Annotated in this window: 23 protein-coding genes; 12 read left to right on the top strand and 11 right to left on the bottom strand. The window is 72.3% G+C overall.

Going from position 1 to position 24694, the window contains the following annotated elements; translation table 11 throughout:
* Window positions 1-79 precede the first annotated feature (79 nt).
* The gene (gene dtd, locus AB0K60_RS31545; RefSeq protein WP_364063581.1) at window positions 80-505 is read left to right on the top strand and encodes a D-aminoacyl-tRNA deacylase; all 426 of its coding nucleotides are present in this window, start codon (window positions 80-82) and stop codon (window positions 503-505) included.
* A gap of 75 nt (window positions 506-580) precedes the next feature.
* Here dtd and AB0K60_RS31540 read toward each other — a convergent pair whose 3' ends face one another.
* The 3 genes from AB0K60_RS31540 to AB0K60_RS31530 all read right to left on the bottom strand — a co-directional run bounded on the left by AB0K60_RS31540 (window position 581) and on the right by AB0K60_RS31530 (window position 3147).
* Complete coding sequence (locus tag AB0K60_RS31540) at window positions 581-1621, bottom strand: folate-binding protein (protein WP_364063419.1); 1041 nt, start codon at window positions 1619-1621, stop codon at window positions 581-583.
* 76 nt (window positions 1622-1697) lie between these two features.
* A complete protein-coding gene (locus AB0K60_RS31535; protein WP_364063416.1) occupies window positions 1698-2168 on the bottom strand; it encodes a Fur family transcriptional regulator in 471 nt (156 codons plus the stop codon).
* Between the two features lie 472 nt (window positions 2169-2640).
* Window positions 2641-3147 carry an FABP family protein gene (locus tag AB0K60_RS31530; RefSeq protein ID WP_364063413.1) on the bottom strand — a complete coding sequence of 169 codons (507 nt, stop codon included), beginning with the start codon at window positions 3145-3147 and terminating at the stop codon, window positions 2641-2643.
* On the opposite strand from AB0K60_RS31530, the gene AB0K60_RS31525 reads away from it, so the two are divergent.
* Both AB0K60_RS31525 and AB0K60_RS31520 read left to right on the top strand, forming a co-directional pair.
* On the top strand, window positions 3146-3316 hold the full coding sequence (locus tag AB0K60_RS31525) for a hypothetical protein (protein WP_364063410.1): 171 nt from the start codon (window positions 3146-3148) through the stop codon (window positions 3314-3316). The two genes, AB0K60_RS31530 and AB0K60_RS31525, sit on opposite strands and share 2 nt — an antisense overlap.
* Before the next feature lie 10 nt (window positions 3317-3326).
* Window positions 3327-3689: a DsrE family protein gene (locus AB0K60_RS31520; RefSeq protein ID WP_364063407.1), complete on the top strand. Its 363-nt coding sequence runs from the start codon at window positions 3327-3329 to the stop codon at window positions 3687-3689.
* 73 nt (window positions 3690-3762) lie between these two features.
* On the opposite strand, the gene AB0K60_RS31515 is transcribed toward AB0K60_RS31520, so the two are convergent.
* Entirely contained in the window at window positions 3763-4230 is a 468-nt protein-coding gene (locus tag AB0K60_RS31515) for an ATP-binding protein (RefSeq protein ID WP_364063404.1), read from the bottom strand.
* Between the two features lie 260 nt (window positions 4231-4490).
* Here AB0K60_RS31515 and AB0K60_RS31510 point away from each other — a divergent pair, with 260 nt between their 5' ends.
* On the top strand, window positions 4491-5348 hold the full coding sequence (locus AB0K60_RS31510; protein WP_364063402.1) for a helix-turn-helix transcriptional regulator: 858 nt from the start codon (window positions 4491-4493) through the stop codon (window positions 5346-5348).
* Window positions 5349-5378: 30 nt separating this feature from the next.
* Window positions 5379-5600 carry a DUF397 domain-containing protein gene (locus AB0K60_RS31505; RefSeq protein WP_364063399.1) on the top strand — a complete coding sequence of 74 codons (222 nt, stop codon included), beginning with the start codon at window positions 5379-5381 and terminating at the stop codon, window positions 5598-5600.
* Between the two features lie 184 nt (window positions 5601-5784).
* Here the strand turns inward: AB0K60_RS31505 and AB0K60_RS31500 are convergent, their stop codons facing one another.
* The 4 genes from AB0K60_RS31500 to AB0K60_RS31485 all read right to left on the bottom strand — a co-directional run bounded on the left by AB0K60_RS31500 (window position 5785) and on the right by AB0K60_RS31485 (window position 12952).
* Window positions 5785-6498 carry a glutamine amidotransferase gene (locus AB0K60_RS31500; protein ID WP_364063397.1) on the bottom strand — a complete coding sequence of 238 codons (714 nt, stop codon included), beginning with the start codon at window positions 6496-6498 and terminating at the stop codon, window positions 5785-5787.
* Window positions 6488-7717, bottom strand: coding sequence for a MurT ligase domain-containing protein (locus tag AB0K60_RS31495; protein ID WP_364063394.1), 1230 nt, complete (start codon window positions 7715-7717; stop codon window positions 6488-6490). Before AB0K60_RS31495 ends, AB0K60_RS31500 begins: the two co-directional genes overlap by 11 nt.
* Before the next feature lie 47 nt (window positions 7718-7764).
* A complete protein-coding gene (locus tag AB0K60_RS31490; RefSeq protein WP_364063392.1) occupies window positions 7765-10869 on the bottom strand; it encodes an ATP-binding protein in 3105 nt (1034 codons plus the stop codon).
* A gap of 94 nt (window positions 10870-10963) precedes the next feature.
* The gene (locus AB0K60_RS31485) at window positions 10964-12952 is read right to left on the bottom strand and encodes a hypothetical protein (protein WP_364063389.1); all 1989 of its coding nucleotides are present in this window, start codon (window positions 12950-12952) and stop codon (window positions 10964-10966) included.
* A 246-nt stretch (window positions 12953-13198) separates the two neighbouring features.
* Here AB0K60_RS31485 and AB0K60_RS31480 point away from each other — a divergent pair, with 246 nt between their 5' ends.
* The 3 genes from AB0K60_RS31480 to AB0K60_RS31470 all read left to right on the top strand — a co-directional run bounded on the left by AB0K60_RS31480 (window position 13199) and on the right by AB0K60_RS31470 (window position 16503).
* Window positions 13199-13918, top strand: coding sequence for a hypothetical protein (locus tag AB0K60_RS31480; protein WP_364063386.1), 720 nt, complete (start codon window positions 13199-13201; stop codon window positions 13916-13918).
* A complete protein-coding gene (locus AB0K60_RS31475; protein ID WP_364063384.1) occupies window positions 13915-14760 on the top strand; it encodes a hypothetical protein in 846 nt (281 codons plus the stop codon). The genes AB0K60_RS31480 and AB0K60_RS31475 overlap by 4 nt, the downstream gene beginning before the upstream one ends.
* A 1125-nt stretch (window positions 14761-15885) precedes the next feature.
* Window positions 15886-16503 (top strand): hypothetical protein, encoded by a 618-nt coding sequence (locus tag AB0K60_RS31470; protein WP_364063381.1) that lies wholly within the window; start codon window positions 15886-15888, stop codon window positions 16501-16503.
* On the opposite strand, the gene AB0K60_RS31465 is transcribed toward AB0K60_RS31470, so the two are convergent.
* Complete coding sequence (locus AB0K60_RS31465) at window positions 16458-17843, bottom strand: hypothetical protein (RefSeq protein ID WP_364063378.1); 1386 nt, start codon at window positions 17841-17843, stop codon at window positions 16458-16460. The genes AB0K60_RS31470 and AB0K60_RS31465 overlap by 46 nt on opposite strands.
* A gap of 164 nt (window positions 17844-18007) precedes the next feature.
* Here AB0K60_RS31465 and AB0K60_RS31460 point away from each other — a divergent pair, with 164 nt between their 5' ends.
* From AB0K60_RS31460 to AB0K60_RS31450, 3 genes are all read left to right on the top strand, one after another.
* On the top strand, window positions 18008-18673 hold the full coding sequence (locus tag AB0K60_RS31460) for a hypothetical protein (protein WP_364063375.1): 666 nt from the start codon (window positions 18008-18010) through the stop codon (window positions 18671-18673).
* A gap of 320 nt (window positions 18674-18993) precedes the next feature.
* Window positions 18994-19800, top strand: coding sequence for a hypothetical protein (locus tag AB0K60_RS31455; RefSeq protein ID WP_364063372.1), 807 nt, complete (start codon window positions 18994-18996; stop codon window positions 19798-19800).
* On the top strand, window positions 19797-20678 hold the full coding sequence (locus AB0K60_RS31450) for a hypothetical protein (RefSeq protein ID WP_364063369.1): 882 nt from the start codon (window positions 19797-19799) through the stop codon (window positions 20676-20678). Before AB0K60_RS31455 ends, AB0K60_RS31450 begins: the two co-directional genes overlap by 4 nt.
* Before the next feature lie 79 nt (window positions 20679-20757).
* On the opposite strand, the gene AB0K60_RS31445 is transcribed toward AB0K60_RS31450, so the two are convergent.
* The gene (locus tag AB0K60_RS31445) at window positions 20758-22131 is read right to left on the bottom strand and encodes a hypothetical protein (protein ID WP_364063366.1); all 1374 of its coding nucleotides are present in this window, start codon (window positions 22129-22131) and stop codon (window positions 20758-20760) included.
* A gap of 154 nt (window positions 22132-22285) precedes the next feature.
* Here AB0K60_RS31445 and AB0K60_RS31440 point away from each other — a divergent pair, with 154 nt between their 5' ends.
* Entirely contained in the window at window positions 22286-22636 is a 351-nt protein-coding gene (locus AB0K60_RS31440) for a hypothetical protein (protein WP_364063363.1), read from the top strand.
* A 1-nt stretch (window position 22637) separates the two neighbouring features.
* Here AB0K60_RS31440 and AB0K60_RS31435 read toward each other — a convergent pair whose 3' ends face one another.
* Window positions 22638-24443, bottom strand: coding sequence for a protein kinase (locus AB0K60_RS31435; RefSeq protein WP_364063360.1), 1806 nt, complete (start codon window positions 24441-24443; stop codon window positions 22638-22640).
* Window positions 24444-24694 lie beyond the last annotated feature (251 nt).

The following is a 24694-nucleotide window of genomic DNA, read 5'->3' as shown; positions in this document are numbered from 1 at the left end:
GCGCACTAACGCCCAGTCTACGAGTCGAACTCACGCTTCTGGGCGGAGATCGTCCGTAAGAGGTGGGAGAATGCGACGCATGCGAGCGGTGGTGCAACGGGTCGGTTCGGCGTCGGTGGTGGTGGACGGCGTCACGGTATCGGAGATCAACGAGACGGGACTGCTCGTCCTCGTGGGCGTCACCCACTCCGACGGCCCCGCCGAGGCCGCCAAACTCGCCGCCAAACTGTGGAACCTGCGCATCCTCCCCGGCGAGAAGTCCTGCTCCGACGTCGGCGCCCCGCTCCTGGTCGTCAGCCAGTTCACCCTGTACGGCGACACGCGCAAGGGCCGCCGCCCCACCTGGCAGGCCGCCGCCCCCGGCCCGGTCGCCGAGCCCCTGGTGACCGCCGTCGTCGAGGAGCTGCGCGCGCTCGGCGCGCAGGTCGGCACGGGCGTCTTCGGCGCCGACATGAAGGTCTCCCTCGTCAACGACGGCCCCATCACCCTGATCATCGACGTCTGAGGCCCTGCGTTTCCGGGCGTTTCGGGGCGTTTCGGGGCGTTTCGGGGCGTTCCTGGGGCGTTCCCGGGCACGGCCTCAGCGGATGCGGCGGCGCAGGGCAGGGTCGATCTTGACGTTGCGCCCCGCGTCCGGCGGCACGATCACCGTCTGCGCCGCCGCAACGCCGCCGGCCAGCAGCGGCGCGTCCACCGGGACGGTGCGCTTGACCAGGCCGAGGGCGATCGGCCCGAGTTCGTGGTGCCGCGCCGACGAGCCGACGAAGCCCACCTCGTCGCCCACCTTGTCGCCCCCCTCGTCGCCCCCCTCGTCGCCTTCGCGGGCGATGGCCGCGCCGTGCGGGGGCAGCGTGTCCACGCTGCCGTCCAGGTGCAGGAAGACCAGGCGGCGGGGCGGGTGGCCGAGGTTGTGCACCCGGGCGACCGTCTCCTGGCCCCGGTAGCAGCCCTTGCTCAGGTGCACGGCGGCCCCGATCCAGCCCACCTCGTGCGGGATCGTCTTGTGGTCGGTCTCGAAGCCCAGGCGCGGCACGTGGGCCTCGATGCGCAGCGCCTCGTACGCCCACAGCCCCGCGGGACGCGCGCCCAGGTGGTCCGCGAGCGCCGCCCGGGGCAGCAGCGCGTCGTCGCCCATGGGGATCGCGCCGGGCGGCAGGGCGGCCCCGCTCTCGGCCTCGCCCGCCGGTCCGCCGCGCAGCCCCGACACCACGGCGTAGTCCGCCGTCACGTCGGCGACCTCGACGCGGAGCATGAAGCGCATCTTCTCCAGGAAGGCGACCAGTTGCCCGGCCGTACCGGGCTCGACGTGGCCCCACACGGCCTCGCCGTCGTCGATGAGCACCAGATGGTGCTCCACCCGGCCCTGCGGATCCAGGAAGAGCGTCTGGGTCGGCTCGCCCGGCGGGAGCGTGTCGAGCTTCTGCGACGACAGGTCGTTGAGCCATTTCAGCCGGTCGGCGCCGGAGACACGGACGACCTCGCGGTTGCTCCGGTCCACCATCGCCTCGCCTCGGGCGAGGGCGCGCTGCTCGGCGTAGGGATCACCGTAGTGGGCGGCGACGGACTCGTCCGGGGCCTGCGCCGCCACCGCTCCGGGAATGTCCAGCAAAGGGCTCCGCATGCCCTCCAGCGTACGGCTTCCGCGCACCGGACACCCTTCCGGTCCGGCCCTGGCGGCCCGGCAGCCCCGGCGCGGCTCAGTCTTCGCGCGCCGCCCGGCAGCCTCGGCACTGGCCGAAGACCGTCAGGTGACGGACGTCGGTGGAAAAGCCGAGCTCATCCTCGAGCGCGGTGACCAGGCCGTCGACGAACCGGGGGGCGACCTCGGTCACCTCGCCGCAGGTGCGGCAGACCAGGTGCACGTGGTCGGCTTCGGCGGCCAGATGATACGTCGGCGCGCCGTGGCCCAGGTGGGTGTGGGTGACCATGCCGAGCTCTTCGAGCAGCTCAAGCGTGCGGTAGACGGTGGAGATGTTCACCCCGCGCGCCGTCTCCTGCACCCGCCCGCAGATCTCCTCGGGCGTCGCGTGCCCCAGCTCGCCGACCGCCTCCAGCACCAGTTGCCGCTGCGGCGTGACGCGATAGCCGCGCGCCCTCAGCTCCTCGTGCCAGTTGGTGGTCTTGGGGAGGGCTTGCGCGGTCGCGGCTCCCTTGCCCGGCTCGGCCATACGCCGAGTCTAGAAGCTCCAGGCCACCACCGGCACCCAGGTACAGCACCCGGGCCCAGCATCCAGGCACAGCACCCAGGCGTCGGGGTACCCGCGTTCGGCCCACCGCGATAATCACTTGCCCGCATCGCGAGGCGTCGCATAGCGTTCAAGGCACGCGGAAAGGAGGTGGTCCAAACAATGGTTGATCATAGTTGGGCTAGCGAGGTGGCTGTCCGCTAGGACATCGCCGAATCCGGACCTCCGTTCGGATGTCGTGCCAACGAGCACCGGCGACGTCCGGCGTAATCCAAGGCAGACACCGGAACCCCCGGGCAGTCGGCGGGCGGGGACATCGTTTCCCGTCCATGGTCCAGCCGGCCCGTCTCGCGAGACGGAGCACGCCCGGGGTTCTTTTTCGCCCCGAACCCGAGGCCGGCCGCGCCCGCTGTCGCGGAGTGTCCCGGGAGCCGCCCGCGGGCGTCGCGACGACTCAGTCCTCCGGCACGAAGTCGGCGACCTTCTTCAGCTCGGCCGAGGTGTGCGACTGCAGCGGCTGCCCGACGGCCGCCATGTCGTACGCGTACATCAGGTTGCCGTTGACCAGCCCGTACAGCCGGTGCCCCGCGGTGTACTCCTTGGCGCTGCCGGTGCGGGCCACCACGTCGGTGCGCAGCTCGATCTTGTGGAAGACCACCTCGCCGATGTAGATCTCCACGATGCCGGTGGGGTGGGCCAGCACCACCTCGAGTTGCCGGTCCGGCTGCGCCCGCCAATAGCCCGTCTCGGTGGCGAGCGGGCGGACCTTGTCGCCGTTCCGGTCCAGCAGCCAGGTGCGGCTGCGATAGGTCAGGAACGGCTTGCCGTTGTGGCCGAAGATGATCTCCTGGCCGAAGTTGACGCTCTCCATCGTCGGATAGCCGACCACCCCGGCACCCTCCCAGTGCCCCAGCAGGAAGGCGATCGGCTCCAGTTCGGAGTGCAGCTCAGGTGCGTCCATGGTGCCTCAGCCTAGGGCAGGTCGGGTCCCTGGTTCTCCCGCCGTCCGGCGGCATTCCCCGCTTCGCGAGGCCGGGTACGGCCAGACCTACTCGGTCATCGGGTACGCGCTTGGAGCGATCGCCGTGATCGGGATGGTCGTGTGGTGGATCCTCGCGCCGACGGCGTAGGCTGCGGAGTATGGCAAGATCACTGGTGATCAAGGTGACGGCGGGCGCGGATGCCCCGGAGCGCTGCAACCAGGCCTTCACGGTCGCCGCCGCCGCCGTGGCGAGCGGCGTCCCGGTCTCCCTCTGGCTGACCGGCGAGTCGTCCTGGTTCGCGCTCCCCGGCCGGGCCAAGGAGTTCAGCCTCCCCCACGCCGCGCCCCTGGCGGACCTGCTCGACGCCGTCCTCGCGGGCGGCCGGGTGACGGTGTGCACCCAGTGCGCCGCCCGTCGCGAGATCACGGTCGACGACGTGATCGAGGGCATCCGCATCGCGGGAGCCCCCACCTTTGTGGAGGAGGCCCTCGCCGAGGGCGCGCAGGCCCTCGTCTACTGACCGACGGCATACCGAGGCCATCGACCAAGGCCGTTCACCAAGGCCATTGACCGAGCCCGCAGGGCCGCCGCCGTCAGCACGGGGTCGCGGGCTCGCACAGATAGGGCTCCACGTCCAGCTCGACCCACACGATCTTCTCCCCCGGCGTCGGCCGGTGATACCCCCAGCGGTTGCACAGGGCCTCGACGAGGAACAGCCCCCGGCCCCTGACCTCGTAGTCGTCGGGGGTGCGTTGCTTGGGCACGCCCGCCCCGTCGTCCCAGAACTCCAGCACCAGGCGCGCGTCCACCATCCGGACGCTCACGCGTACGCGTTTGCCGAGCGCCGAGGCGTGCCCGTCGCCGTTGCCCGAGGCGCCGGCGACGCTCGCCGTGATCGCGTTGGTGACGAGCTCGCTGGTGATGAGCTGGGCGTCGTCGATCAGTTCGCGGCTGGTCAGGCCGAACGACGCGAGCACGACGGCGACGTGCTCCCGGGCGCAGGACACGCTGGACGGCTCCGCCGGGAGCTCCAGATAGTGACGTCCTGTCGTACCTGTCATGAAATCGGCCATCGACTTCCCCACTCCTGATGATCGTCGCGGACCAAGGGCCTGGCGTTGGTGGTGCTCTCCTCATCGACGATGCCACGAGCGCAGTCAAACGATTACGGAAAGTAAGCCATTCCTAGTACAGGAGGACCTCGTGCGTGCGATGATTACCATCAGTTTGTAGTCACTGACCGAGTGTCTGCAACCGCTATCGCGCATTTGCATAAAAATCTTGCTTTTCGTAATCGGCTGACAGCGGTGAGAGAGGGAGCATGTCGACCAATCGGTACAGTCCGACGATCCGGCGCAGGCGCCTCGCCGCCGAGCTGCGCCGGTTGCGTGAGGAGCGAGGGCTCACCATCGAGCAGCTCGCCCAGCGGCTCGACTGGCATCCCACGAAGCTGAGCCGGGTCGAGACCGGCAAGCAGGCCGTGCATCCGAGCGAGGTGCGCGGCCTGCTCGACCTGCTCGACACCGATCCGGCGCAGCGGGACGCCCTGGTCGCGCTCGCCCGGGAGGCTCGGTTGCGCGGCTGGTGGCGGGTCTTCGGCGAGGCCGTTCCCGACTGGTTCGCGGTCTACGTCGGGCTGGAGTCCGAGGCGACGTCGATGCGTCTGTACGAGTCGGAGTTCATCCCGGGGCTGTTACAGACCGAGGACTACGCGCGTGCCGTGCACCAGGCCACGCGGGTGGGAGCGAGAGAGGAGGAGATCAAGCGGTTGGTGGATGTCCGCATGGCCCGGCAGGAACTGCTGGTCGGCGAGGGCGCGCCGCAGTTGTGGATCGTTCTCGACGAGGCCGTCATCAGACGCAGGGTGGGCGGCCCCGACGTCATGCGTGGTCAGCTGAAACGTCTCATGGAGGCGGCCCGGCTGCCGAACCTCACCCTGCAGGTGCTCCCGTTCTCGGTGGGAGCCCACGCCGGTATGGACGGCGGGTTCCACATCCTCACCTTCGAGCCGTATGCGGACGACGTCGTCTACATCGAGTATCGGACCGGCAGTTTTTACCTGGAGAAAAGATGGGAAATAGAACAATATTCACTGGTCTTCGACCACCTGCGCGCTGCCGCGCTGCCAATGGAGGCGTCCACGGCTCTCATCGCACAAGTGGCCGACGAGCTTCTGTGACCCCCGCGAGTGTAGGAAATGGTGGTGGACGTGCGCTCATCTAGCCACCCGGTCGACCTGACCCGCGCCCAGTGGCGCAAGAGCACCTACAGCAACGGCAACGGCGGCGCGTGCGTCGAGGTGGCTCGCAACATCCCCGGCATCGTCGCCGTGCGCGACTCCAAGAACCCCTCCGGCCCCGCGCTCGTGCTGAGCCCCGGCGCCTGGACGGCGTTCCTCGCCCGTGTCCGCGCCGGAGACGTCACGCCGTAGACGTCGACACCGGCCACGAGGGCACGCCTTGAGGCGGCCCCGAATCGGCACGGCGCAGTGCCGCGGACCATCGTGATCGTCCGGGCCCGGAAACGTCCCCGAAAGGGGCCGGATCCGGGCCCGGACGCCGTTCACGACGCGGTCCGGGCTCGGCCTAACCGACAGGGGCCTAACCGACAGGGGCCTAGCGCGGCAGGACCGCGGCGAGGCGCTCGCCGCGCAGGTGCTCGTACCAGGTGTCGTCGATGGGGGCGAGGTCGCCGACCGCCCAGCGCAGCAGGAGGTCGGCGACGGCCGGGTTGCGGGCGAGGGCCGGGCCGTGCAGGTAGGTGCCGACGATGCGGCCCGCGTAGCAGCCCTCGGTGCCGTCGCCGTTGCCGGTGCCGACGAGGGTGCGCGACAGCGGCCTGACGCCGGGGCCGAGGCGGGTGACGCCCATGTGGTTCTCGAAGCCCGTGAGGGTGGGCAGGCCGAGGGCCGGGTCCACCTCCGCGGCGAGCTCGCCGACCGCGCGGGCCCGGCCGCGGCCGCTGGAGACGTCGAGCAGGCCGACGCCCGGCACCGGCTGGCCCTCCTCGCCGCCGAACACCGTGCCCATGAGCTGGTAGCCGGCGCAGACCGCGAGCATCGCCGCGCCGCGATTGATCGCCCGCTGCAGGCCGCCGTCGCGGCGCAGCCGCTCCGCGCCGAGGATCTGCGGCCGGTCCTCGCCGCCGCCGATCAGGTAGATGTCCCCGGTCTCCGGCACCGGGTCGGCGGAGCGGATGTGCAGGGTCTCGACCGGGATGCCCCGGGCGCGGGCCCGGTGCTCCAGCACCAGGACGTTGCCCTGGTCACCGTACGTGCTCAGCAAGTCCGGATAAATCCAGACAAGCCGCAAAGCGCTCTCAGACTGCACGGCCGAACTCCGCTCGTATCTGCTGGAAGGCGGTGTAGTTGGCGATCACGTCGATCTTCCCCGGCGCCTGCGCGTCGACGGCGTCCCCGAACTTCGGGCACAGCTCGAAGTGCACGCCCGCCACGTGCAGCCGCAGCGCCAGGTCGAGCCGCCGCTCCCCGGTCACGTACACCGGACGGCCCTGCAGGACCCGGTAGTCGACGTCCCACAGCCAGGAGGTGTCGCGCCCGTCGGGGCCCTGCGCGTTCACCGACAGGATGATCGGCAGGGCGGGGTCGGCCACGTCGAACGCCTCCAGCCAGCCCGCCGGGTTCTTCGCCAGCAGCAGCCGCAGCACCCGCCCGTCGCGCTCCACCGTCGTGTAGCGCCCGGCGACCGACCGCACCTCGCGCAGCCGGGGCAGCGCCCGCTCCACCGGCAGCCCGAACGCCTCGGCCGTCGCGAGGGCGATCGCCGCGTTCGCCTGGTTCGCCCGGCCGGGCAACTGCAGGTCCAGCGGCCACGTACGGCCCCGCGGATCGATCACCGCGTTGTCGGCGAGGTACCACGTCGGCTCGGGGCGGCGGAAGGTGCACTCCCGGCAGGCCCAGTCGTCGTCCTTGCGGTCCAGCGGCCCGCCGCACTCGGGGCAGCACCAGGAGTCCTCGCGCCAGCGCTGCTTGGCCGACACCCAGGTCACCCGCTGCGCCGTCGAGGCCCCCCAGGTCACCAGCGGATCGTCACAGTTGGCGATCACGTGGGTGTCGCGCCCCTGCAGGGCGTGCCGCCACTTCTGGGCCAGCAGCCAGATCTCGGCCGCCCGGTCCATCTGGTCGCGGCTGAGGTTCATCAGGCAGACGACCGCGGCCCCGGTCGTGTCGAGGACCTCCGGGAGGTACTTCTCGTCCACCTCGAGCACGGCGTACGGCGCGTGCTTGTGCTGCGACAGCGCCGAGACGTGCCCGGCCGGCATGTTCGCCCCGAAGGCGTTAGTGGCCACCTCGCCCAGTTCCTGCAGCGCCGAGGTGATCAACCGGGTCGTGGTCGTCTTGCCGTTGGTGGCGCTGACCAGCGCCAGCCGCCGGTCCGCCGCGAGCCGGCGCAGCAGGTCCGGCTCCAGGATCAGGCCGACACGCCCGCCGATCACCGAGCCGTCGCCGCGGCCGGTCACCCGCGACAACGTGGCCGCGGTGCGGCCGAGGGCGGCGGCAAGCTGCGCCCGCAACGGAAGCTGTGTCATGCAGCGATCCTAACGGGGAGGAAGCCCGCCAAGCACCGACACGGGCCTCAACCCGGCTGCTCGGCGAAGGTGAGTTCCGCGTCGTGCTCCACCCCGCCCTCAAACGGCAGCACGAACCGCTGCGGCCACGACAGCACCGTCTCCAGCCAGCCCGCGCCCATCGTCTGCGCCACGTGCCGCACCCGGTCGCGCGGGTCCACGCCGATCGCCACGGTGGCGATGTCCTGCTGCACGCTCTCGTGCTCGTCGTCGCCGAGGATGACCCGCCAGGCGAGCGCCCGGTTGCGGTCCACCTCCATCGACAGCGGGTGGCGGCGCAGCGCCTTGGCCCGGTGCCCGAGCAGCTCCACCCCGACCACCGCCTCGCCCGAGCCGTTCACCCCGGCGTGCGTGTACGGCCGACCGGCGGCGTCGACGCCGAACAGCGGGTACTCCATCACCGGGGCCGGGCTGCGCAGGTTCGGCGCCGGATGCCCGTACGGGAACAGCCGGTCCACCTCGTGCAGCCAGCGCACCTGCGGGATCACCCACGCCGGCCCCGGCCGCTCCCCCGCCAGGCGGCGCTCGCCGTCGTCGGCCGGGCACAGCAGCGCCGTGGCGGCCTCCACCGCCTTCTGGGTGAGCAGCGTGGGGTCATAGAAGGTGCGCAGCGACCAGGCCCGCCGCGACACCGCCCGGTCGATGAGTGTCGCCAGCAGGCACTCGCGGCGGCGCACCGGCAGCTCGCCCCAGATCTCGGCGAGCACTCGCGGCACGCCGGGCAGCGTGCGGTTGACGCAGAACGCCAGCACCAGCGTGTCGGTCCAGATCCGCAGCCACGCCCACTCCGGCGCCGACGCCAGCAGGTCGGCCTCGCGTACCTCGAACAGCGTGCACGCCTTGCCGGTGCGGCACTCGTGGCCGCAGGCGGCCGAGCGGCGGCCGGAGATCGGCGGGATCGGGCTGAGCATGACGCGCTCGCGGTCCTCGCCGAGCGGCACCCGGATGCGCAGCGGCCGGTCCATGCCGTCGGCGAACACCGCCGCCTGGCCGGGCTCCAGCGACACCACCTGGCGGGACTGGTCGTCGCTGAGGTTCATCGCCGCGCCGACGAGCTCGCGGTCGTCCTCGGCGGGCAGCCGGTGCACGACCTTGAGCGCGGTGTTCTTCACCACGTCGGAGACGAGCTTGGTGGGGATCTGCTCGGCGACGATGATGCCCTCGCCGTACGCGCGGATCTCGGCGAGCATGCCCGCGAGCAGCTCCACCGCGTGTGTGGAGGCCCGGCCCGCGCCGCGGTCGCGCAGCAGCCGGTGCGCCTCCTCGATGATGATCACGTGCTGCAGGCCGGTCGGCGGGCGCTCCAGGTGCTGCTCGGCGCGGGCGCGCATGCGCAGGTGCTCGACTATGCGGATGATCAGCGTGCCCATGAGGAACGCCTTGTCCTCGTCGTTGGCGACGTCCTCGATGGCGAGCACGACGTTGCGCTGCAGCAGCCCGCCGATGTCGGCCGGGTGGCCGCCCTCGAAGAACCGCCCGGCCGAGCCGACCCGCAGCGACCGCAGGCGCAGCGAGATGAAGCCCTCGACGTCGGCCTGGACCTCCTTGCCGTAGCCGATCTCCTCGATGACCTCCAGGGCGTGCTGCTGGAGCTGTTCGAGGGTGGGCACCGCCGGCTGTACGGCCGCGCCGGGGATGCCGTGGCCGGTGACCACGTCCCAGCCGTTGGCCTCGTAGACGCGCTGCAGGGCGAGCGACATGATCTGCGGGAACGGCTCCTCGGCGTCGAAGGCCGCCATGAACAGGGCGCGGACCATGTCGATGTGCGCCTGCACCGGGTAGCCCGGCTCGGGGGCGAGTGGGTTGACGCTGAACGGCACGTTGTCCGGGGCCGAGGGGTTGATCACGGTGAGCGGGGCGAGGTGCTCCACCCGCCCGGCCATCGCCGCGTACTCGGACTTGGCGGGCTCGATCGCCAGCCACGGGATGCCCGCCTGGGTGAGCTGCTCCAGCAGGTGCCGTACGGTCTGGGACTTGCCCGAGCCGGTCGCGCCGGTGATGAACGCGTGCCGGTTGAGCGTGGACAGCGGCACCCGGAAGGTGCCGACGGCGCGGTCCTGGCCGTCGATGATCGCGCCGAGCTCGATGAGGTCGGAGCCGCGCTCGTCGGTCTCGGAGGTGACGTCGAAGTAGCCGGTCTCCAGCACCCGCACGCCCGGCACCTCGCGGCGCGGCAGGCCCGCAAGGGCGGCGAGCGCGCCCGCGGTGGCGGCGAACGGCGAGGCGGCGCCGTCGGTGGAGTCCTGGATGTTGACGGCGAGCGCCTCGGTGAAGGAGTAGGCGTGCTCGACGGCGCGGCCCTGGGCGAGCGCGGGCACGGACGGGCCCGCGCCGGAGGAGATGGCGCTGCGCAGCCGGTAGGGGTGGTGGGACATCTCCACCGAGCCCACCAGGACCGGGGCGATCTGCCGCAGCTCGTCCTGGCCCGCCGCGCCCGCGAGCACGCGGACGTGCCACAGGCCCGCCTCGCGGAAGGCGTCGAGCTCCTGCATGCGCCGCTCGGCCCGCTCGGCGTCGAAGCGGCTGCGCTCGGAGGCGTCGCCGTACTGGCGCAGCACGTTGAGCTGGGTGCGCAGGTGCGCCACCTCGGTGTCGAGCAGGTCGGTGGGCTCGGCGACCACGACCCAGCCGAACGGGCGGGACATGAGCGTGACGAGCGTGGACTCGAACAGGGTGGGGCGGCGGATCTCGTCGGGGTCGGGCTCGCGGCGTCCGCCGAGCGGCGGGGCCTGGCGGCCGGGGCACGGCGTCCAGACAAGGTCGGCGAGGTCGGCGAGCCAGTCGTCGCTGACCGGGATGCCGCGGGCGCCGCCGGGGAACAGCAGCGGCTGCGGGCCCTGCGGCAGCGGCTCGGGGGCGAGCGCCGCGCGCCGGGGCGGGCGCGGCGGGGTGAGCGGGCCCGCGTTCGTGATCAGTTCGAGCGGGGCACCGGAGCCGCGCGACAGCCAGCCGATGACGAACGGCCGGTTGCGCTGGGCGGCGGACAGCACGGCGGGCAGGACCGTGACGAAGTCCCACTCCGCCGAGGAGCTCCTCGACGGTGCGGTGATCGCCTGGATGCGATACCAGGGCCCGCTGAGCGGGAATGGTGCCGCCGACACGCTCGCCTGCATCTGACCTCCTGGTGCGCCTGTCGCACCCCTAAACTGGACATCGGATCATGCCCGCACATCGACATTGACGATGTCATTACTTCGCGCCGACGCATCAGTGGCGCTTGCGCCAGTCCAACCGGGGAGGCGGCGGGCCCAGGTTGGGAGGCGGGCGCTCCTGGTCGGCGTCCTGCCGTTGTTGCTCGGCGGCGAGCATGGCCCGCCGTACCTCCTCGAATTCTCCCAGAGTCGTACGCGGGAAGGTGAGGATCGCGGGGTTGGCGTCGGCGAGGCGGACCTGGCGGCCGTCGGCGGTGGCGTGGGTGACGATCACCGAGGTGGTGGGGAGCTGCTGGAGCTGGTGCGGCTCGACGAGGAACTCGCGTGAGCGCTGCATGACCCGTTCGCCGCCCTCCGCCCCTTCGGCGGCCTCGCCGCGGGCGTGGTCGGCGAGGGCGTGGTCGGCGAGGGCACGGCCGGCCCGGCGGCCCCACTCGGTGGACTCGGTGATGTCCTCGGCGAGGTCGCCGTCACCGGGCCGGGCGGCCGGGCGCCCCGGGTGTGCGGTCTCGTCGCCCACCGTGGAGGTGTACGTGGCGTCGACGCCGTTCATGCGGGTGCTGATCGTCTCGGTGAGCTGGGCGAGCTCCAGGCGGTGCTCGGTGCCCACGTGCTCGCTCGCGATCCGGGCGTCCTCGGCGTTGCCCAGGCGCATGAACGCCACGGCGGCGTGGCCGCGGCCGAGGCGCTCGCGGACGGTCGGGGTGAGCGAGCGGTAGGTGAGCACGAGGCCGGCCTTGGAGGTCTCGCAGGCGTCCATGAGGCGGTCGAGCACGTCGCCGCGGAGCTTGTCGGCGCCCGCGACGATGATCGTGTGGTACCAGGGGCGTTCGGACGGCGGGGACTGGCGCAGGATGTGGGTGAGCGCGGTGGCCACGTACGTGCCGAGCACGCGGTTGCCGAAGACGCCCGACTGGCGGTCCATGGAGACGACGCGCAGCCGGGCGGGCGGGAGCCCCACGGCCTCGGTGCCGAGGGCCTCCAGCTTGCGCAGCTGGGCCTCCAGTGCCCAGGCGCGCTCGATCACCACCCGGTCGCTCACGCCGCGGCCGAACAGGGTGCCGATGCGTTCGAGCTGGTGGGCGGTGAGGCGGCCGTCGCGCAGGTCCTCCCTGGGGTCGCCGACCTGGGCGAGCGCCCGCAGCGCGGCGGTGACCTGGCTGATCGTGGCGTTCTCGCCGAGGACCTCCAGCACCCGCTCCAGGATCGCGTTGTCGAACGACAGGTCGCGGGTGGTGCGGTGCTCCTCGCTCACGCTCACCACGTGGGCGAGCACGTCGGCGAACGCCTCGGGGCGCAGCGTGGCGCCCAGGTCAAGGCGGGGCAGATCGCCCGGAAGCACCCAGACCAGCGGGTCGTCGCCGCCGCGGCGGGCCAGCTCGATCAGGTCCTTGGCGATCGCGCCCTCGGACAGGTCGAGCACGGTCAGGTGGCCGCCGCTGTAGAGGCGGGTCGCGCCGATGAGCGTGATCAGCGCCGACCAGCCGGGGATCGTGCCGCCGGCCACGTCGATGCGGTCGATCTCGTCGGGTACGGCCACGGCGTACCAGGTGAGCTGGTTGTCGTAGATCGCCTTGCGCTCGGCCCACGCGCGGTAGCGCTCGGCGTGCTCCTGCTGGGCTCTGGCGATCTCGTTGTCACGTTCCCGGCGCAGCCGTGCCATCTGCGCCTCCCGCTCGCGTACCCGATTGCGTACAGCGCGTGAGCTCTGGTAGATCGAGTAGCTGGAGAAGGCCGTGACGCCGCCGGTGGCGACGAGGCCGAGCAGGGCGAAGCGCCAGTCGAGCCAGCCCGACACCGCGGCGGCGAGGATGAGGGCGGAGGCGCCGATCATGAGCGTGCGGAAGATCCGGACGGGGCGGGTGAGCAGGTCCTCGCGGAGGCGTTCGCGGCGCAGCCACTCCTCGTCCATGCCGATCTCGGGCTGCTCGACGTCCTCTCGGGCGGGTCGCTTCGGCGGCGGACCGGGATTTGGGTGCAGCAGGACGTACTGCCAGCCCAGGTAGATGCGGTCCGCCTGGAGCTGCGCAGCGTCGGGGGGCACGCCGACCACAGAACCTCCGCCTCGTCACGTCCGCCTGCGTGACAGCGTAAGAGCTAGACCTCCCATTCGGGCGGTGTTCGGTCAACACACTTATTTCCACAGCACCGGCGGGCGTCAAGCCCATGCGGTGATGCATGTCAACTTGGTACTAATGCGGCGGATGAGTCAAGTCCGCTGCTATTAACATCGTTTTCCATGATGTCCCCCCGTCGCGAGTCACGACGGCGACGCGCGGTACTTGTACCGGTGTCCGCCCTGGTCATGGCCACGGGGTTGGTCGTGGTCGCGGCGCTCGGCGGGTTCGCGGCGGTGCCGGAGGATCCGCCGCCCGCCGTGAAAGCAGGTGAGGAGATCGACCAGGACCTGTTCCGGACGACGATCGTGGACGCGGTGGTGCGGACGATCCCGGGCGAGGACGACGGCGCGGTGGGCGCCGGAGGCTCTGGGGGTACGGGGGGTTCTGGGGGCGGGGGTTCCGGGGGTACTGGGGGCTTTGGAGGCACTGCGGCGGCCGAGACCGTTCTGGATCTGACGTTCAAGGTCTTCAACAACGCCACCGCCTCGGTGCCGGCGTCGTACCTGGAGGAGTCCCTGCTGAGGATCGCCCCGCCCGAGGGGCCGCCGCTGGTGGCGCCCGCGCCCTCCGCGTCGGGCGGCGGCGCGTCCGCGACGCCCGCGCCCGCGCCCACGCCGAGCGAGCCCGCCTGGGGGCATGACCTCTTCATCCCGGCGGACGGGGTCGACAGCAGGCTGCTGCCGCCGCAGCTCACCTCCACGGTCGTGCTGCGCTTCCCGGTGCGGGACGGGCTCACCCCGCCCGAGCGGCTCACCGTCGATCTCGGCGAGTACGAGCTGCACGAGGACTGGTTCACCGGGCGTACGCGACCGGAGCTGGTCACCGACGACGACGGAGGGAAAGTCGTGAAGGCCAGGGTCACCTTGTCCGTGAAGCGGGGTGAGGGATGACCCACTCGCCGACGGTCCCGCCCGGGGCGCAGGAGCCCGCCGCCCACGGTGCCTCCGGCGCCTGGCGGCCGGACGGTCCCGGCGCTCCCGCGGCCGGTCCGGAGGTGCTCGATCGGCATTCGCCGGAGCCCGCGCCCGGCCCCGACGCGACAGGGGCGGGCGATGCGTCGCGGACCGGTGGCTCCGGCCGGAGGATGTTGCGCGCGATCGGCAATGCGATCATGGCGCTGGCCATCCTCGCCCTCGCCACGTACCTGGACACCGAAGTGCTCAACCAGGACGAGCTGGACGCGCATCTCACGTCACACGCGCGGCTCGGGGAGGTGGCCGCGACCGGGAGGTTCAGCGCACGCCTCGACCGGGTCGAGTTCGCCCGCTCGATCGAGATGCGCACCACCCGCGTGAACGCGGCGACCGGCCAGGAGGAGGTGACCAGATCCACCAGGCTGGGGACCGAGCACATCTTCGTGATCGCCTCGGTCAGCGCCACCGCGCCCAAGGAGCCGATCCAGCTCACCGTCGCCGGGCTTGAGACGCCCGAGGAGGTGTTCTACGCCCAGACCGACCGGGTGGACAAGCGGTTCACGATGGCCGGGGTCTATGTGCAGCCCGGCTGGTGGGCCAAGGGGGTGTTCGTCTTCGAGGTGCCCGTCAAGGCGCTCGCCGGGGCGAGGGCCACCCTGTCGGCGCAGTCGACGAACGGCATCTACGACACAATTTATCCGCAGCGGTACGACCAGTTGCTTCCGGAGGTCGCGCTCGATCTCGGCCTGGAGGAGGCTGAGGTCAAGTCGGCGGTCGCCGGCGCCAAGAACGTCTACGAACTGAAGGCCCCGGAGTAATCGGTGAACCAGACTTCCTCCGGCCGCGAGCGCCGCCGCCCGACACCGCGCGGCTCTCACCCCGGTGACGGCCCCTCCCGTCCCGAAGCGGACGACGCGGCGGACTCCGGTTGGTTCACGCCGCCGCCGGACCGCCCGCGCGGCCGTGCCCCCCGCCCTGACGTCAGGGTCTGGCCGCCCCCTTCCAAGGAGCCGGAGGAACCGGGCTCCTCCACCGAGCCCTTCCCGGTCATCGACGAGGACGATGACGATCCACCCGGCCCGGCAGGACCCGCTCCGGGCACCGCCGCACCATCCCACTCGGCAGAGCCCACTTCAGGTTCCGCCGCACCACCCGGCCCGGCAGGACCCGCTTCAGGTTTCGCCGCACCAGGACCCGCTCCGGGCACCGCGGCACCACCCGGCCCGGCAGGACCCGCTTCGGGCTCCGCGCCACCCCGCTCGGCAGAGCCCACTTCAGGTTCCGCCGCACCACCCGGCCCGGCAGGACCCGCTCCGGGCTCCGCCGTACCGCCCCGCTCGGCAGAGCCCACTTCGGGCACCGCCGCACAACCCGGCCCGGCAGGGCCGCATGGGGCCTTCAGCGTCCAGTCCGGAGGGGAATCGGCCTGGCCGACCTCCGGGGGCGGTTCCCCGCCGATCGCGCCGGTTCCCCCTGCCGGTGATCGTCCTTCCGGGGCGTCCCCGGGCGTGGACGCCTTCGCCCCACGCGGGGCGGCGTCGTCGGCGGGGGCGATGGCCACGCAAGCGCCGCCTTCCGACGCGTCCTTCTCCGAGGGCTTCAGGTCCGAGGCTCCCTCCTCCGGTTCCCTCCCCGCGAGGACGACGGCGCCGAACGCCTCCGCCTCCACCACGTCGGCGTCCCCCGTGCCGCCGCTCGGGAGCGTGCCGCCCGATACGACGCCCACGGGCATCTCGTTGACCGCCGCGCCCGCCCCTGGTATGCCATCGGCCCATATGTGGACCTCCAGGCCCGCGTCGGACGATGCGGGAGGTTTCGGTGCCGAGGCCGGGCCGGCGATGATCGACGGGTTGGTCGCGGGCTCGGGCGCGAGGGTCGGTACGGGGATCGCCGATCGGGCGAGGGGCGCGACCGCCGCCCCCGTGGTCGGCGGGGAGCCCGAGGTGGCTGCGTTCGAAGCCTCGGATCCCAGGCAGGACCCCGGGCAGGATCTCGGGCACGGGGCCGAGCAGGACACGGGGTCCGGGGGGCGGGCGGCGGTCAGGCGGAGGCGGCGTACCGGGCTCTCCGGGCCCGCCAAGCTGGCGGCGATGGGCGTCGCGGCGGTCGTGCTCGGGGCGGCGGCCGTGGGGATTCAGGCGTGGGATCGCTCGCAGTGGGTGGCGGCTCGGTATCCGGCGGAGGACGTACGGGAGGTGATGGCCGGGCAGTCGGCGACCCGGGCGGGCATGCGGTGGGCGGTGCGGGTCGAGCGGGCTCCACGCAGTGCCCAGGACAAGCCGGGGCGGGTCATGCTGCAGGTCACCATGACGGTGACGCCGGTGGACGAGAAGGAGATCGAGAATTTCCTGGTGCCGACGATCGAGTTCCGCGACCGGGCCGGGCGTAAGTGGATGGCGCTGACGGGCGGGGGGACGCCGATCCGGAGCGACATGCGGGTCGGCAAGGCCGAGACGATCACCGCCTACGGCGTCGTGCCGGAGGAGCTCGCCGACACGGCCCGGGTGGCGTTGGTCTACTCGTCGGCGGACGCCTCGGAGGCGCTGCTGTTCAGTCGCTGACGCGTCGCCGACAGGTCGAAGGCGGCGGCCATCAGGCACAGCAGCAGCGTCATGGACAGCAGGTCCACCGCGAAGCGCACCGGGATCTGGTAGACCTCCCAGTCGAGCTGCCGATGGGCGGTGCCGATGAGGTAGTAGGCGCCGCGTTCGGCGTACCCGGCGGCGATCGCGATCGCGACGTAGCCCAGGCACGTCATGGCGAACAGCGACGGGCCGCCGCGGACGATGAAGCGCAGCGCGTTGAGCACCGGCGGCCACTTGTCCCAGCCGAGCCGTACGGTGAGGTGGCCGAGGCTGCGGCGGGTGAGGGCGTGGGTGCGCTGCTCGACGAGGGTTCCGGCGCGCTCCAGCCTGGTGCCCCGGATCAGGTCGCGGGCGTCCTCGGAGTAGGCGCCGAAGACCAGGACGGTGAGGGCGAGCCAGATCAGCGTCTGGACGACGACGGCCCCCACGTGCGGGCGGATCTCGTCCAGCGTGCTCCAGAACGTCTCCCAGCCGGGTATCGCGGCCTCCAGGTTGGCCCAGGTGTCGTTCCACCAGTGGGTGAACGCCCGCTCGCCGAGCCAGCCGGAGCTCATCGACGATGTCTGGAGGACCACGGCCAGGCCGTAGAAGGTGAAGGCGAGTTCGCAGAAGGCGAGCGTCAGCGCGAGTGCCCTGCCTCCTTTGCGGGCGTAGAGCAGCGCCACCACGTACCGGAGGACGAACGTCACGGCCATGAAGATCAGCGCCGTGCGGACGTCCATGATCAGGTTCGTGCCCGCCTCCGGCGGCGTCGGCGCGGGCGGCGGGGGTTTGCCCTCGGCGTCGGCGAGTATCCGGTTGAGCAGGGCGGCCTGGTACTGGTCGTACTGCTCGGCGTACCGTTCCATGTCGGCGTCGGCGAACTGACGGGCGTCGTCGACGTACCATTCCCAGGCCAGATAGACGGTCGCGAACGCGACGATCGCCCGCTCGACGCCGCCGAAGAAGGGTTCGTCCTCCTCGCTGCCCTCCTCCCGCCGCGCCCGCGTCTCCACGAGCGCGCCGCGCAGCGAGTGCAGCATGCCGATCGTCACGATCATGGTCAGCATCACCATGACGGCGAGGAGGAACATGACCCCGGCGAGCCGCCACTCGCGTCCGGACCCGTGGGACAGCTCCGAGCCGGCCACGGTCAACCCGAACCGGAGCAGTTGCCCCACGCTGAACCAGATCGACAGGGGCAGCAGGCACCGCACCCACAGCCGCACCGCGCGCACGGGCAGCGCGTACGGGGAGAGCATCCATGCCCTGGGCCGGGTCCGCGCCGCGGCGGAGCCTTCCCGTGGCGACACCGCCAATCCCGACGACCCAGACATCGCGAACATGCTAGCGAGGTAGTCTCCCGCGCCGCATCGACATCACGAACACACCCGACCTTCGCGAACCCGGCCGAAGGTCTCACAAGGCATGTCAACATTCATCGCGCAAATTAGTACGAACAGCACAATCATGCCTTTGCCGCGCTACTACCATCGTCGGCATGACGTCACACCGTGGCGGTTCTCGGCGACGCAGACCGGTACTGCTACCGGTCACGGCGCTGCTTGCCGCGACGGGGTTGGCCGTGTCCGCCGCCCTCGGCGGCTTCGACGAGGCCCCCAAGCCCGCCCCGGAGTCCCTCGGGAAGGGCGGCGTCCTCGATCAGGAGCGCATCAGCACCGAGTTCCAGGACGCCGTGGTACGGCCCGGCGGCCAGGGCATCGGCGTCTCCGACAAGCGTTACCTGCAGATCCACCTGCGGGTGACCAACCTCTCCGACGAGACCGTCTCGGCGTTCTCGATGATCGACTCGACCATGCTCGCCGTACGGACCGACGGTAAAACGATCATGACGTCGGGACAGACCGGCGCGAACGGCCCGCGGATCGGCATCCCGATCGACGGGCGGGTCTTCGACCAGCTTCACCCGCGGGTGCCCACGCCCGTCGTCGTGGCCATCGAGCTGCCGGCCGACGGCACGCCCCCGCACGAGGTGCGGATCGACGCGGGCACGTTCGAGTTGCGAAACAGCTTCTTCACCGACACCCCCGAATGGAGCGTCGTGCAGGAGTCAACCCTGCCGGTGGAGGGTGAGTCGAACGCGCGCTCCGTCAAGAAGGTCGCCGCGACGGTGACGTTGCCGGTCCGCGTCGAGGCCGGCGGATGACCACTCCCCCGGCGAACCCGCCGCCGAACGGCGAGCTGCCCAAGCGCCGTCGAGGCGCGTCCCTGCGCGCCTCGCGATCGGGCGCGCCGTCCCTCCCCCCGCAGCCGCCGCGGCCCCTGCAGCCGCCGAGAGGGTTCGCATCGACCGGCGGCCCGGAGGCGCCTCGCGACTCGGCGGAGCCCGATCTCTGGACGCCGCGTCAGGGCGGGCGGCGGCAGGGGGAGGAACGACCGGAAAAAGCAGAGGACGCCGCCGCGCTCGGCCGACAGGCCCTGCCGAGGCGAGCGGCGCCGCCTCCCTCCACCGGGGAGATGAGGCGAGTGGCGCTGCCCGTTGCCGGGACGGTCCAGGAGCGGCCCGTCCCGGCCATGCCATCGTCCTCGGGCACGTCCTCGGGCGCCTCCTCGGGCGTGTGGCCTGGTGAGACGGGGCAGTTCGCCCGGCCCGACTGGTTCACGCCTCCCGCGCAGGAGCCGCCGGGAACGTCGGAGTCCCCGCCCGCGGCGGAGTCGCGGACCGGCCGGGCCCCCCGGCCCGAACCCTTGTGGCGGCGGGTGCTCCGTCGCGTGGTCAACACGGTGCTGGGGCTGGCCCTGATCGCGGCGGCCGTGTCCCTGCAGCCCCTGATCCTGGACGCCGACGATCTGGACGCCCCCATCACCTCCAGCGGCGGTCACGGGGACACGGTGCGCACCGCGTTCTTCGACGCCCGGGTCGAGGGCGTCGAGATCGCGGGCGCCCTTCAGCAGAAGGACCGACCCCGCGTCCAGGCCATGTCCGGCCAGGTCTTCGTGGTCGTGAAACTGGCCGCGATGGCGTCGACGCGAGCCCTGCGGCTCAAGACGGCCCGCCTGGTCACGGCCGACGGGCTGAAGTTCCATACGACCGAGCGGCTCGACGCCGGGGCGTCGCTGGGCGACAAGTGGGTGCAGCCGAGGTGGTGGTCTTCGGGCCTGTACGTCTTCGAGGTTCCGCCGTCGGCGCTGCCCGGGGCGCGCCTGGTGGTCGCGGAGGAGACCCCCCTCTTGTTCGGCGACCAGTACCTTCCCGAGGCGTCGATCGACCTGGGCCTGGACGCCGCCAAGGCCCGGACCGCGCGGGATGTGTACCAGGTGCCGCGGACATGAGCGCCTCCCGCCGCCGCCGTACGAACCCGCCCGCGCCCGCCCCGGAGACGCCGGTTGCGCAGGGCGACGCGCCGTCGTGGTTCCAGCCCGCCCAGCACCCGCCGTCGGCCCCGTCGCCTCCCCCCACGCCGCCTCCCACCGCGTCGCCCCCCGCCACGCCGCCGGTCGCCACGCCGCCGGTCGCCACGCCGTCCGCGTACGGCCCCGCTGCGACGCCGCCGGTCCCCGCCGCCCCCGTGCCCGAGTGGTCGTCGCGCGCCGCCGGGGACCCCAGGGAGGAGACGACCGGCCGGGAGACCGCAGGCGGGGAGCCGGTCGCCGAGTCCCGGGAACGCGCGCCGAGACGGCGACGCCGCCGCCGTCCGATGCCCCGGTCCCGGCGCGTCGCCCTGCAGCTCCTCGCCGGTGTGACCCTGACCGGCGCACTCCTGGGCCTCAAGAGCTACGACGCGCTCGACCGCTACGAGGGCCGTGAGCCTCCCCCGGCCGTGCGTACCGTCCCGGTCGGCCAGACCGCCACGCTGGAGAACGCCCGCTGGCGGCTGGTCGCCATCGGGCCGATGCCCAACCCTCCGGAGAACAACCGCCCGGAGCGCCTGTGGCTGCAGATGACGCTGGAGATGACGCCCCTCAACAAGGACGCCCTCCAGTACGACGCCCGCCTCCAGTACGGCCAGTCCAACATCGACCTGGACGATGGCGACGGCCACACCTGGCGCGTCGAGGTCCTGAAGGCGCCCGAGGAGCTGCGCCAGGGCGAGCCGGGCGAGTTCACGCTGGTCGCCGTCGTTCCCAAGGCCCTGGCCGAGCGGGTGGAGCCGGTGCTGTGGCCGACGGGGAAGTCCGGCACGGGACCGGGGCTGCGCTTCGACCGCTGAGCGGCGGGCGCGGCCGGGGTCACCGCCGCGCCGCGGAGGCGGCGGGCCGGCGTCTGAACCTCGGCACGGTGGACGAGAGTCACCGCCGCGCCGCGGAGGCGGCGGACTCCGCGGACTGCGGCCGAGCCGTCGCGGCGGCCGGGGAGCCGGAGGCCGGCGCGTCCGTGTCCGAGGCCGCGCCTCGCCCGGCGCGGCCCGGCGCGAGCGCCCGCCCCCGGGTGGCGGCCAGGTCGAACGTGGCCGCGAACAGGCAGACGGTCAGCACGGTGATGATGAAGTCCCGGACGAATTCCATCGGGACGAACAGCACGTTCCAGTACAACAGTGGATGATCACCGCCGATCAGATAGACCATCCCCCGCCAGAGGTACCCTTCGGCGATCTGGATCGCCGCGAAGCACACCAGGAACAGGCCGAACAGCGGCGCGCCGCCGCGCACGGTCAGCCGTACCGTGTTGGCCAGCGCCATCCAATGCGCCCAACGGCCGAAGAAGCGGCTCAGCCCCTGCCGGGTGAGCGCGTGCGTCCGCCGCGCGAGCGCCTCCTCCGCCCTGGTCACCCCGGTCTCCAGCCGCGTCCCCGTGATCGCCGTCCTCATGTCCTCGCTGTACGCCCCGTACACCAGGATCGCGACCGTGAGCCATGCCCCGGGCAGGACGAGGGCGTCCCAGACGAAGGGCCAGACCTCGCCGAGGAAGTCCGTGACCGCCTGCCATCCGGGCACGTTCGCCGCGGCGGTCTGTTTCGCGTCGTTCCACCAGGTGATGATCACCCGCTCGTCCAGCCAGGCCTGCCGCCCGACGACCACCTGGACGCCGTAGTAGAAGAAGGTCAGCTCGCAGAAGGCCGTGGCCAGCGCCGCCACCTTGCTTCCCCGCCGGTCGTGCCACGTGAGGAAGACGAACCGCAGCACGAACGCCGCGGCCATGATGATCAGAGCGTTGGTGAACGTCAGGCCGATCAATCCCGTCGCGGTGCCCTGGGACTTCCCGGTGGCGAAGTCCGCCCACGCGCCCAGGTATCCGAGATCACCGCTCTGTCGCTCGATGTCGATCTCGGCGAACTCGCGGACGTCGTCGATGTGCCAGCCCCAGGCCAGGTAGAGCGCGACGTACGGGATGATCGCGCGGCTGAGGCCGCCGAGGAAGTCCTCGTCGCCGCCCTCGGCCCGGCGTGCGCGCATCTCGGTGAGCTCGCCGCGCAGCGAGTAGAGCATGCCGATGACGACGATCAGGCTGATCAGCACCATGACGATGAAGACCGGCACCGTCAGGGCGTACCGGAGCTGGGGGAAGGATCCGTGGGACAGTTCGGTGCCGCCCACCAGCAGCCCGAACCGCACCAGCTCGCCGAACGAGAACCAGACGAGCAGCGGCAGGACGCACCGCCCCGCGAGGCGAACCGTGCGCCAGGGCAGTGACCAGACCGACGGCGGTCGCACCGAATCGGACATCCGGCACATCGTACCGGGGGCGGTCATTCGGCCGCAGGCGGTCGCCAATACCGCTCTCAATGACAAACCACTGTTCCTCGCCGGCGGCCGGGCGTTCGCGGCTACCCTGAACGACCATGCGGCCGTCTGAGCGACAGAGGCGATCGTGATCGGCGTGGGCCACGGGGGCGCCCGGGCGCGGGAACGCGCGTTTCCGGCGGTGCGCGTGCCCTGCTCGTGGTGTGACGCCGAGTTCGGCGTCCCCGAGTTCCTCGACCACTGCCGGTTCCACTGGCGGGACGTGCGCGTCGTGCGCTGGGACTGCCCCCGGTGCGGCAAATGGGAGGATGTCGCCCTCGAACCGGACGAGATCCGGCGCGGCTACGTCTACGCGGCCGGCGTCCCCCACTTCGCGCACATGGACGGCTCGAACGTCCCCGGTCTGCGGCCACGACGCGCCGACGCGGCTCTCCGCGTCGAGTACGGCGGTCGCGTCTGGCACGTCCCCGACCTGGGCGCCTTCTGACTCAGCCCGCCTCGTACGGCTCCCGCCGCCCCCGCCACCTCCGCCGCGCCGGCGGCAGGAAGGGGATGACCATCCCGAGCCCGAGGCCGACGTCGAGGCCGAGCAGCCCTTCCTCGCCGCCCACCGAGACGCCGACGTCGGCCTCGGCGTCCGGCCGCGAACGGAGGATGGGCGTGTCGACCGCGAGCGACACGTCGAGGTCGAGCAGGGCCCGCCGCCGGGCGGAGGAGTCGGGCGGCTGCGCCACCGGCGGGTTGCCGGGATCGGGCTGCGGCTGCTCCGGCGACGGGTCCGGCTCGCCTCCGCCGGGGCCGGGGTCCTCGCCGGGGCCGGGGTCTCCGCCGGGATCGGGCCCTTCGCCAGGATCGGGGGCTCCGCCGGGATCGGGCGCTCCGCCGGATCCGGACTCCTCACCGGATCCGGTTGAGGGCTGCGGCGGGGCGGGCGCGACCGTGGCGGGCGGCTGCTCGGTGGGCTCCTCGGCGGGCTGCTCGGGCGGCACGGATGTCGGTCCTGTGGTGGGCCGCGCCGTGGGTCGCGGGGCGGGCCGCGACGTGATGGGTCGCGGGGGGCGGGGAAGGCCGATGGCGCGGGCCCGCGACGGTGCCGGGCTCGGCGCCGCGGTGGCCTCGGGCGGCCCGCTCTCCCCGGGCGAGAGCGTGGGCTCCGCGCTCGGCGTGACGGTCGGCGCGCCCGTGTCGCGGGGCGTCGGCGTGGCCGGACCGGGCGTGACCGCGGGCGCGATCGGCCGGGACGTCGTCGGCGCGGCCCCGCTCCTCGGGTCCGGCGCGTCGCCGAGGATCGTGAGCGCCCCGATGATCGCCGCGCCGGTGGCCACGACGAGCGCGCCCGCGACCGCGAACTTCACCGCCGGGGCGAGGTTGGTCTGGGCGAACGCGGTGCCCACCGCGTCCGACGGCTGGGCGGCGAGGGCGAACACCCCGGTGTGCGTCGCCCCCACGAGCGTCCGCAGCCCCGCACGCCCCGTCTCCTCCCAGTCGTCCCCGTAGGCGGCCGTCGCCGCCTCCTCCAGTTCCAGCAGGAACTCCTCGGCCGAGGCGGGCCGCCCCTCGGGGGTCTTGGCCATGCCGCGCCCGATCAGCCCGCGCAGCGGCTCGGGCACGCGATCGACCGGCGGCGGCATGTTCTGGTGCTGGTAGGCGAGCGCGGCCATGGTCTCGCCCCGGAACGGCCGCTCGCCGGTGAGGCACTCGAAGAACGTCACCGTGGCCGCGTACACGTCGGTGGCGGGGCTCGCCGGAGCGTCGTCCCACTGCTCCGGGGCCATGTACGGAGGCGTGCCCGCCGTTTCGCCGCGCCGTCCCGTCAGCACGGCCACGCCGAAGTCGACCAGCTTGCTGTCGCCGTCCTCGGTGAGGATGACGTTCTCCGGCTTGAAGTCGCGGTGCACGACGCCGAGGCGGTGCGCGGCGGCGAGGCCGAGCAGCGAGCCCCTCAGCACCAGCAGGGCGGACTCGGGCCCGGTCGCCCCCTCCTGGGTGAGCAGGCGGCGCAGCGTGGGCCCGTCGACCAGCTCCATGACGATCGCCGCGCCGTCCTCGCTCTCGACGTACTCGTAGAGCCTGGCGGTGTGCGGGTCGTCGATCGAGGCGATCAGCCGCGCCTCGTCGCGGAACTTCGCCACCACGTCCGGGTCGGCGAGCAGCCGCGGGTTCAGGTACTTGACCGCGACGGGGATGTCGTCGGCGTCGTGGCGGGCGAGTACGACGCGGCCGCTGCCGCCGCTGCCCAGCTCGCGGATCTCGGTGTAGCCGGGGACCTGCCAAGCGCTCCCGTGACTTACCATGACGGTTCCTCCAACCGGCGGCGCGACGGGATCACGACCACCGGCGGTAACGGCGTCGTGACAAGAAAGAGCGGTCGCCTGCGGACGCTAACGCGTCCGTAAGAACGTGTCGAGGGCGATCCCGCAGGAATCTGGTGTTCCTATCGCGTAAGGGATCTGCTGCGCCGAAGAGCCAAGCCGGAAATGACGGAGACCGGCGCCCTTTTCAGCAAGGGCACCGGTCTCTCCGGGAGCCGCGCCGGCCCGGGAAG

The organism is Thermopolyspora sp. NPDC052614 (assembly GCF_040678635.1).
In the GTDB taxonomy this organism is placed as follows: domain Bacteria; phylum Actinomycetota; class Actinomycetes; order Streptosporangiales; family Streptosporangiaceae; genus Thermopolyspora.
The sequence above is the reverse complement of the archived record's forward strand: the minus strand, read 5'-3'. Positions and strand labels throughout refer to the sequence as shown.